The organism is Flavobacterium sp. (assembly GCF_035456225.1).
In the GTDB taxonomy this organism is placed as follows: Bacteria; Bacteroidota; Bacteroidia; order Flavobacteriales; family Flavobacteriaceae; genus Flavobacterium.
Genome location: NZ_DATIDM010000197.1, coordinates 22,029 through 29,291, shown reverse-complemented (window position 1 = coordinate 29,291; position 7,263 = coordinate 22,029). Strand labels below are relative to the sequence as shown.

Annotated in this window: 7 protein-coding genes; 4 read left to right on the top strand and 3 right to left on the bottom strand. The window is 35.3% G+C overall.

Annotation, left to right across the window (positions count from 1 at the left end; translation table 11 throughout):
- Positions 1 to 150: 150 nt before the first annotated feature.
- Entirely contained in the window at positions 151 to 1,224 is a 1,074-nt protein-coding gene (locus VLB74_RS11795) for an AI-2E family transporter (RefSeq protein ID WP_325203656.1), read from the bottom strand.
- Positions 1,225 to 1,703: 479 nt separating this feature from the next.
- Between VLB74_RS11795 and VLB74_RS11790 the strand changes: the two genes are divergently transcribed.
- The 4 genes from VLB74_RS11790 (at position 1,704) to VLB74_RS11775 (ending at position 4,982) form a co-directional block, all read left to right on the top strand.
- Complete coding sequence (locus tag VLB74_RS11790; protein WP_325203655.1) at positions 1,704 to 2,642, top strand: SdiA-regulated domain-containing protein; 939 nt, start codon at positions 1,704 to 1,706, stop codon at positions 2,640 to 2,642.
- 184 nt (positions 2,643 to 2,826) lie between these two features.
- Positions 2,827 to 3,186, top strand: a complete 360-nt coding sequence (locus tag VLB74_RS11785) for a hypothetical protein (protein WP_325203654.1) — start codon at positions 2,827 to 2,829, stop codon at positions 3,184 to 3,186.
- 96 nt (positions 3,187 to 3,282) lie between these two features.
- Complete coding sequence (locus tag VLB74_RS11780; RefSeq protein WP_325203653.1) at positions 3,283 to 4,530, top strand: MFS transporter; 1,248 nt, start codon at positions 3,283 to 3,285, stop codon at positions 4,528 to 4,530.
- A gap of 122 nt (positions 4,531 to 4,652) precedes the next feature.
- On the top strand, positions 4,653 to 4,982 hold the full coding sequence (locus tag VLB74_RS11775) for a YegP family protein (RefSeq protein WP_325203652.1): 330 nt from the start codon (positions 4,653 to 4,655) through the stop codon (positions 4,980 to 4,982).
- 52 nt (positions 4,983 to 5,034) lie between these two features.
- On the opposite strand, the gene VLB74_RS11770 is transcribed toward VLB74_RS11775, so the two are convergent.
- Both VLB74_RS11770 and VLB74_RS11765 read right to left on the bottom strand, forming a co-directional pair.
- Entirely contained in the window at positions 5,035 to 6,063 is a 1,029-nt protein-coding gene (locus VLB74_RS11770; protein ID WP_325203651.1) for a M28 family metallopeptidase, read from the bottom strand.
- Between the two features lie 63 nt (positions 6,064 to 6,126).
- A complete protein-coding gene (locus VLB74_RS11765; RefSeq protein ID WP_325203650.1) occupies positions 6,127 to 7,203 on the bottom strand; it encodes a DUF3667 domain-containing protein in 1,077 nt (358 codons plus the stop codon).
- Positions 7,204 to 7,263: the final 60 nt, after the last annotated feature.

The following is a 7,263-nucleotide window of genomic DNA, read 5'->3' as shown; positions in this document are numbered from 1 at the left end:
TAATTATATTATTGATTATCAGCGATATATATGCTTAAAAATATTGTTTTAAAGTCTTTTTTGTAAAAAAAATATTTGCCAGGAGGAAATATTGGTCATATGAGCGCATTATTTTCAGAGGAAATAAAAATATTAATAGTTTACTACAACTTACTTTTTCAAATAGTTTTTTATTGTTGTGATAAGGCTTATGCGACTTTTTTCGGTATCGCCAATCAAAAAGCCGTAAGGTTTTAAAGGTTCAATATGATCACAAATGATTTTTAGTATGGCGGTTATGGGAATGGCGAGAATGACTCCTGGTATTCCCCAAAGCAATTCTCCTAATACAAGTGCTATTATGGTAAAAAGCGAATTTATACGTACCTGGGGACCAACGATTATTGGTTCTAAAAAGAATCCCTGAATGAACTGGATTGTACCATAAACAAGTACGATTCCACCCAACAAAGGAAAACTCGCTCCATGCAATGCAGAAACTAATACGGTAAGGGTAGTGCCGGTTATGTTTCCGATGAAGGGAACGATTTCAAGTACACCGCAGAGTATGGCAAAGAAAATGGCATTTTTAACGCCAAGAAGGCTGAAGCCGATTCCGTACATCACCCATAAACACATAATCATTTTGGAAAGTCCGACTAAATACTGCTGTGCAATGTGCGATGAACTGTAAATAACTTTTTCAATTTCATTTTGGTGTGAAGGATTGGCCAATTGCAGGATAAAGTTTTTAATATGAGTCCGATAATACAGTAATAACAGAAAGTAGACTAATGTCAGAACAAAGTTCGTTACTAAATAGGCCAGTGATCCGATAATCAGTACTATGATGTTAGCCAAGGATTGTTGTTCTTTTTTAAGGAGAACTATCTGATCTTCAATAGTAATGCCCATGCGATTTAAAATGTTTTCCTGAACATAATCTCCGGCTTCAAAGATTTTCTGTTTTACCAAATCAATATCTGTTATTACTTCGGATATTTTCCAGGAAAAAATCGATATAAAGCCTGTAATGATTAAAAGTAATAGAATAAGACACAAAAAAACAGCTAATCCTTTTGACAGTTTCTTCTTTTCTATCCATTTGCAGACAGGCAAAAAGAGTGTTGCCAAAAGACCACCGATAAGTAGGGGCATGAGGAAATCTTTTGCGAAATACAAGCCAGTAACCACTAAAACAAACAGTAGTATTTTTTGCGTAATGGATTTGCTGTCAATCGTCATAAACTGATTTTTTTGCGTTGAAAATCAGTGGTTTATATGGCATTTGCTGAATGGTTTATCAGTATAAATTTAATGATTTATAACAAGACTATGGGGGGAAATAAGGGAAAAGTTACATTTTTACTTTTTTGATGCGGTTTCTTATTTCTTTTTTGGATTGAAAATGATGTCATTTTTTCAGATACGACGTCCGAAGTTTTACTGTGTTCAGTTTAAGTTATTGATTTTCAGTAAGTTTTTTTTATTTAGATGAATCTGAAGTAATTTAAGACTGAAACTTCTTTTGTATATTTGTTAGGATGAAAGTAGTTAAAAAGAGATAACATCAGCTACCTTTAAAAAAGCCCCGGAACGTTAGTAGTCAACAAAAAGCAAAAAACAGAAACCAGATAGAGAGTTGTTAATCAGAAGATTGTATTTAAAAAATGAATCCAACTGTCTACACGAGGTATTTGTAACACTATCAAACCGTTATGCAGATGAACAGAATCGTTATGTTATTTCTTTTATGTTTGTTGTTCTCGAGTTGTGAATCACAAACAACCAAAAAAACAAATGCTGATTTTAAAATTCAGAACACTATATCTGAAGGAAGCAGTAGTACTCATTTGTTCATTCCGTACAATCTGAATCAGCCGGACAAGAAGTATGAGTTGCCGGCCATACTGGAAGAAGTTTCCGGACTTACCGATATTGATTCATCTCATGTAGCCTGTGTACAGGATGAAATCGGAACAGTATTTATTTATAATTTTCTTAAAAACGCCATTGTTGCCAAACACAAATTTGACAGTCTTGGCGATTTTGAAGGGTTAACTTTTACAGGGAAGTCACTCTTTATCTTGAGAAGCGACGGACGTTTAACCGAATGGAGAAATTTTGATCCCAAAACTGGAGCAGGAGAAATTTTTCATTCGGAATTACCACTTCTAACAACAAATAATGAAGGACTTTGCTTTGACAGCAGAAATAATCGTCTTCTGATAGCTGCCAAAAACAAACCCGTGAACCATGCATACAAGTCCGAAAGATTCATATATGAATTTGATTTGGATAAAAACAAGCTGAACAGCAATCCTGTATACAGTATCAATACGGTTGATTTAGAGGCTGTAGCTAAAAAATACAACATTGTCCAGCAAAACAAAACGACTTCAGGAAAACTCAAACCTTTCAATTTCAGGCCTTCAAGTTTGGCTATACATCCTTTTACTTCAGATATCTATATCATTTCCGCAGCCGACAGACTACTTCTTGTAATTAATGAAAATGGAAAAATAGAGAGTATGGAAAGACTCAAAGAAGACCTATTTACAAAAGCAGAAGGAATAACTTTCCTGAAAGATGGAACCATGATTATTACAAATGAAGCGGCTGGTTTCGTTCCGACGTTATTGCTATTCAACCCTATCAAATAACTTTAATGGCAGAAGGCAAATAAGTTAAATTATCAGAATCAATAACAAAATTATTGTTTTTGAAATTTAAAAAAGTAATTTTAAACCCAAATGAAATCACAGTGATAAATAAATAAACTTATTGTCTGTGGTGAATGAAGAGCAGCATATCAATTAAATAATCATTGACAACAACCATTTGAATATGAAATCATTACTAAAGGCATTTCTTTTGTTTACAGCTTTGTTTTTTACTTCCAATGCAGCTGTGGCGCAACAAAAAAGCAGTCAAAAAGCAATTATTAAAACCGTTTTATATTGTGATCATTGCAAAGAATGCGAAACCTGTGGACTGAAGTTCAAAACGGAAATGCTTAAAATAAAAGGTCTGAAAATGTATGAACTTGATGATAAAGCAATGACATTTACAGTCTATTACAATTCGAAGAAAACGGATTTACAGACAATAAAATTGGCTATAAGTAAATTAGGTTATGATGCCGATGAAGTTAAAGCTGACCCACAGGCGTATGAAAATCTGGACGGATGTTGTAAGGCTTCTTGATAAATTCATTTCGTTAACTGAATCAGGTAACAAATGTTACGGTCGCTCAAGTAAATAATTAATTAATTTGGGCTGCAGTTTAACTTCAGATTAATTATGAAGCACATAAAACTTGGTTTAAAAGAGAATTGGAAACAGTTTACCATTTTAGTCATCGTCAATGCCTTTGTGGGAGGGATGATTGGGATGGAACGTACCATTTTTCCGCAATTTGCCAATATTGAGTTCGGAGTAGCTTCTAAAACTGCTCTACTTTCTTTCATTACAGCCTTTGGAATAACAAAAGCTTTTACAAACTATTTTACCGGCAGATTAGCTAACAGATTCGGAAGAAAAAATTTGTTGCTTTTCGGATGGTTTTTAGCAATTCCGATTCCTTTCCTGCTCATTTATGCCCAAAGTTGGAGTTGGGTTATTTTCGCCAATATGTTGTTGGGTGTCAGCCAGGGTTTAACCTGGAGCAGTACTGTGGTAATGAAAATAGATCTTGTAGGCGAAAAAGACCGAGGTTTCGCAATGGGACTGAATGAATTTGCCGGTTATTTTGCTCTGGGCTTAATTGCTTTTCTTTCCGGTTACGTGGCAAACAGATACGGTGTTTCTCCTTATCCTTTTTATATTGGGATTTTTATTTCAGTTGTTGGTTTTATGCTGACTTTCTTTTGGGTAAAGGACACCCGATTATTTGTACACAAGGAAAGCGTTTCAGATACTAAAGAACATTTGGATAATGTTTTTCTGGAAACGACCTTCAAAAATAAAACGCTCAGCGCCGTAACACAGGCTGGTTTGGTAAGCAACCTGAACGACGGAATGATTTGGGGTTTGTTTCCGATTGTATTACTCTCCTTGGGATACAACACAGAAAATATAGGGATTCTGACTGCCATTTATCCAACCATCTGGGGAATAGGTCAGCTTTTTACAGGAAAAATGTCCGACGTATATTCAAAAAAAGCAATGCTGTTTTGGGGAATGTTGTTACAGGGGGTAGCGGTTTTAGCCATTCCTTTCAGTGAAAGCTTTTTTCAGTTAGCGGTTATTTCTGCAATTTTAGGTTTTGGGACGGCTTTGGTTTATCCAACCTTTTTGGCAACCATAGCACAGGCTACGAGTCCGAAACAAAGGGCAGAATGTATTGGAACCTTTCGTTTATGGAGGGATTTGGGATATGCATTCGGAGCTTTTATTTCAGGAATAACTGCAGATATGTTCGGAGTAGAATATGCCATTTTCCTTATTGGAGGACTAACTGTTATTTCTTCGTTGATAATCAAATTTCGAATGCGGGAAGTTAGGACAACAGCTAAAGAATTTATCCCGGTTAAAATGTTGGAAAGGTGAGGATGCTATATTTGTTTTAAGTGAAAAAGGCATAAATTAAATTCTTTGTTTTTCTTTTTTTTTTAAAAAAAAAATCTTACTATTTTAGTAGTAATCTATTATTAATCAATAACATTAAATTCATGGGATCATTTTTAATTACAAAGAGAGCAAACGGTGAATTTCAGTTTGTTTTAAAAGCAGGAAACGGACAGGTTATTTTAGCCAGTGAGGGGTATACTACAAAAGCAGCTTGTGAAAACGGAATCGAATCGGTTAAGAAAAACTCGCAGGATGATGGTCGTTTTGATCGTTTGGAATCTAAAAACGGGAAACCCTACTTTAATTTAAAAGCCTCGAATGGGCAAATCATTGGGAGCAGTGAAATGTATGAATCGGTTGCCGCTCGTGAAAACGGAATCGAATCCGTAATGAAAAATGCTCCGACTGCTGATGTAAAAGAAGATTTGTAAACGAAGTAGCATAAAATAAAAAAAGCTCCAATTTAAATTGGAGCTTTTTTTATTACTTTCCGTCTTTGTCGACAACTGGTCTGTTTTCACTATTGGCTAGTTTCCAGGCTAAGGCAAAAGCCAGTTTAGCTCGTTTGGCTAACAAATCGTATTCGATCTTATCCGGAGTATCTGTAGATTTATGATAATCATCGTGAATTCCGTTGAAAAAGAAAATAGCCGGAATTCCTTTTTTAGCAAAGTTATAATGGTCTGAACGATAATAAATCTGTTCCGGATCGTTTCTGTCGTTGTATTTGTAATCTAAACGAAGGTTTACGGTTTCTTTGTTTGCTTCTTCGTTCATACGGTGTAAATCTGAACTTAAACGATCAGAACCAATTACATAGATATAATTGTTATCATTCGGGTTTAAATTGTCGCGACGGCCAATCATATCAATATTGATGTCTGTAATAGTGTTTTCAATCGGAAACAAAGGATTCTCGGAATAATACCTCGAGCCGTGAAGTCCGTGTTCTTCTCCTGTTACATGAAGGAACAAAATCGAACGTTTTGGTCCGTGTCCTGCTTTTTTAGCTTCCATAAATGCTTTTGCGATTTCAATTAAAGCAACTGTACCGGATCCGTCATCATCAGCGCCATTGTAAACATCGCCATTTTTCATTCCCACATGATCATAATGAGCCGAAATAATCAATATTTCGTTCGGTTTTTCAGAACCTTCAATAAAAGCCCATATGTTTTCAGAATCATTCAGTTTCGGTCCGAATCCTTTTTTCATGAATTCCGAAGGTACTTTTTGGTAATAACTATCAGCTCCTTTCGGATAAGGAACACCCATTTTTTTGTACTGATTTATAATATATTCTCCGGCTTTCTTCTGTCCGGGTTCTCCTGTATTTCTGCCTTCCATTTCATCGGAAGCAATAACGAAAAGGTTTTTCTTTAAGTTTTCGGAACTTATAGAATTTATATAAGTATCACGTGAATTTTTAGTAGGTTCGGCCAGTTTCTGCTGTGAGGTACAGCTCATAAAACTTAGCGTAAGTGCAAAACTTAGAATGAGTATCTTTTTCATAGAAGTTGTATTTCTCAAATTAGTAGCTAAAAAGTATATTTTGTTTCAAAAAAAATACATTATTTAATGAATACTGATGAAAGTATAGAAGCCATATAATGCAAGGATGACCCAAAATGTTGTGAAATTTATAAAAAATAAGGCAGTACTTTTTAAAAAAGAAATTATTTTACTTTCCTCATAAAGTCGCTTATGCGCTTTGTAAAAATAAATTACGGGCCAGATCAGATAAGCGATGAACAAAAGTCCCTGTGTTATGTCTGCCACGGCCCAGTCACTTAAGCTTAATAACCATTGAATGACCATGAAAAAACTTGTCAGTAAAAGAAGGAATGAAAAATAATGAAGTGTGAAGATTCCATGGTCGAAATAGAACCAACGTTTTTTTCCGTGGATTACCCACAGCCAGAAAGCAAAAAAGGGCATATAGAGAAAGAGCAGTTTTGGAAGATTACGGAAAAAAAGGGCCATTGTTTTTTGGAAGGCTTCCTGCATCGTATTGTGTTCGGCAATCATGACCAGTCTTTTGGTGAACCAGTATTGCAGTTTGGTCATCCTTTTGTTTTCAGGAAGGGAATTCTGAACCGAATCAAGCTCGCGGACTGATGAACAGCCAGGCATCCATCCATATTCATCATTTTTTTCAATTAATTTTTCAGCACTGTTTGAAATCACTTTATCACCGCTGTTTGAAATCACTTTTTCATCGACAGGGGCTTTTGTGGAATAGTTGATATTGATTCCTTTTTCTGAAGATCTTCCTTTTGGAGGTGTTTCTTTAAAGGTAACCGGGGCATCTTTATCTTTAACGTTCATATTGTCAAAATTGATAAAGAAACTGGTGATGAAGAAGGTAATGAAACTTATAAAAATATAGAGCTTTACGGGAACCACATATCTTTTTCTTCTCCCGGAAAGGTATTCCTTCGTTAATCGGCCGGGTTGAAACAACAGGTATTTTATGGTTTCCCAAAAACTGCTGTCATAATGAACAAGGTCTTCAAGGGTATGCGTAAAAAGGTAATGGAATGACTTTCGGGTCTCTGTATTTTCCTGTCCGCATAGAGGACAAAAACGATCTTCTACGTAAGTACCGCAGTTCGAACAGGTTTTGTCTTCGCGAAGTGTTCCTTTACTCATGGCAGAAAATGGTTTACCGTAAATAAAGTTAAGAAAAAAAAATTAAAGAAGTACTTTTCT

Bases quoted from the DNA above. Each gene is read 5' to 3' on its own strand.
- VLB74_RS11795 (WP_325203656.1), bottom strand. From the start codon at position 1,224: ATGACGATTGACAGCAAATCCATTACGCAAAAAATACTACTGTTTGTT.
- VLB74_RS11790 (WP_325203655.1), top strand. From the start codon at position 1,704: ATGAACAGAATCGTTATGTTATTTCTTTTATGTTTGTTGTTCTCGAGT.
- VLB74_RS11785 (WP_325203654.1), top strand. From the start codon at position 2,827: ATGAAATCATTACTAAAGGCATTTCTTTTGTTTACAGCTTTGTTTTTT.
- VLB74_RS11780 (WP_325203653.1), top strand. From the start codon at position 3,283: ATGAAGCACATAAAACTTGGTTTAAAAGAGAATTGGAAACAGTTTACC.
- VLB74_RS11775 (WP_325203652.1), top strand. From the start codon at position 4,653: ATGGGATCATTTTTAATTACAAAGAGAGCAAACGGTGAATTTCAGTTT.
- VLB74_RS11770 (WP_325203651.1), bottom strand. From the start codon at position 6,063: ATGAAAAAGATACTCATTCTAAGTTTTGCACTTACGCTAAGTTTTATG.
- VLB74_RS11765 (WP_325203650.1), bottom strand. From the start codon at position 7,203: ATGAGTAAAGGAACACTTCGCGAAGACAAAACCTGTTCGAACTGCGGT.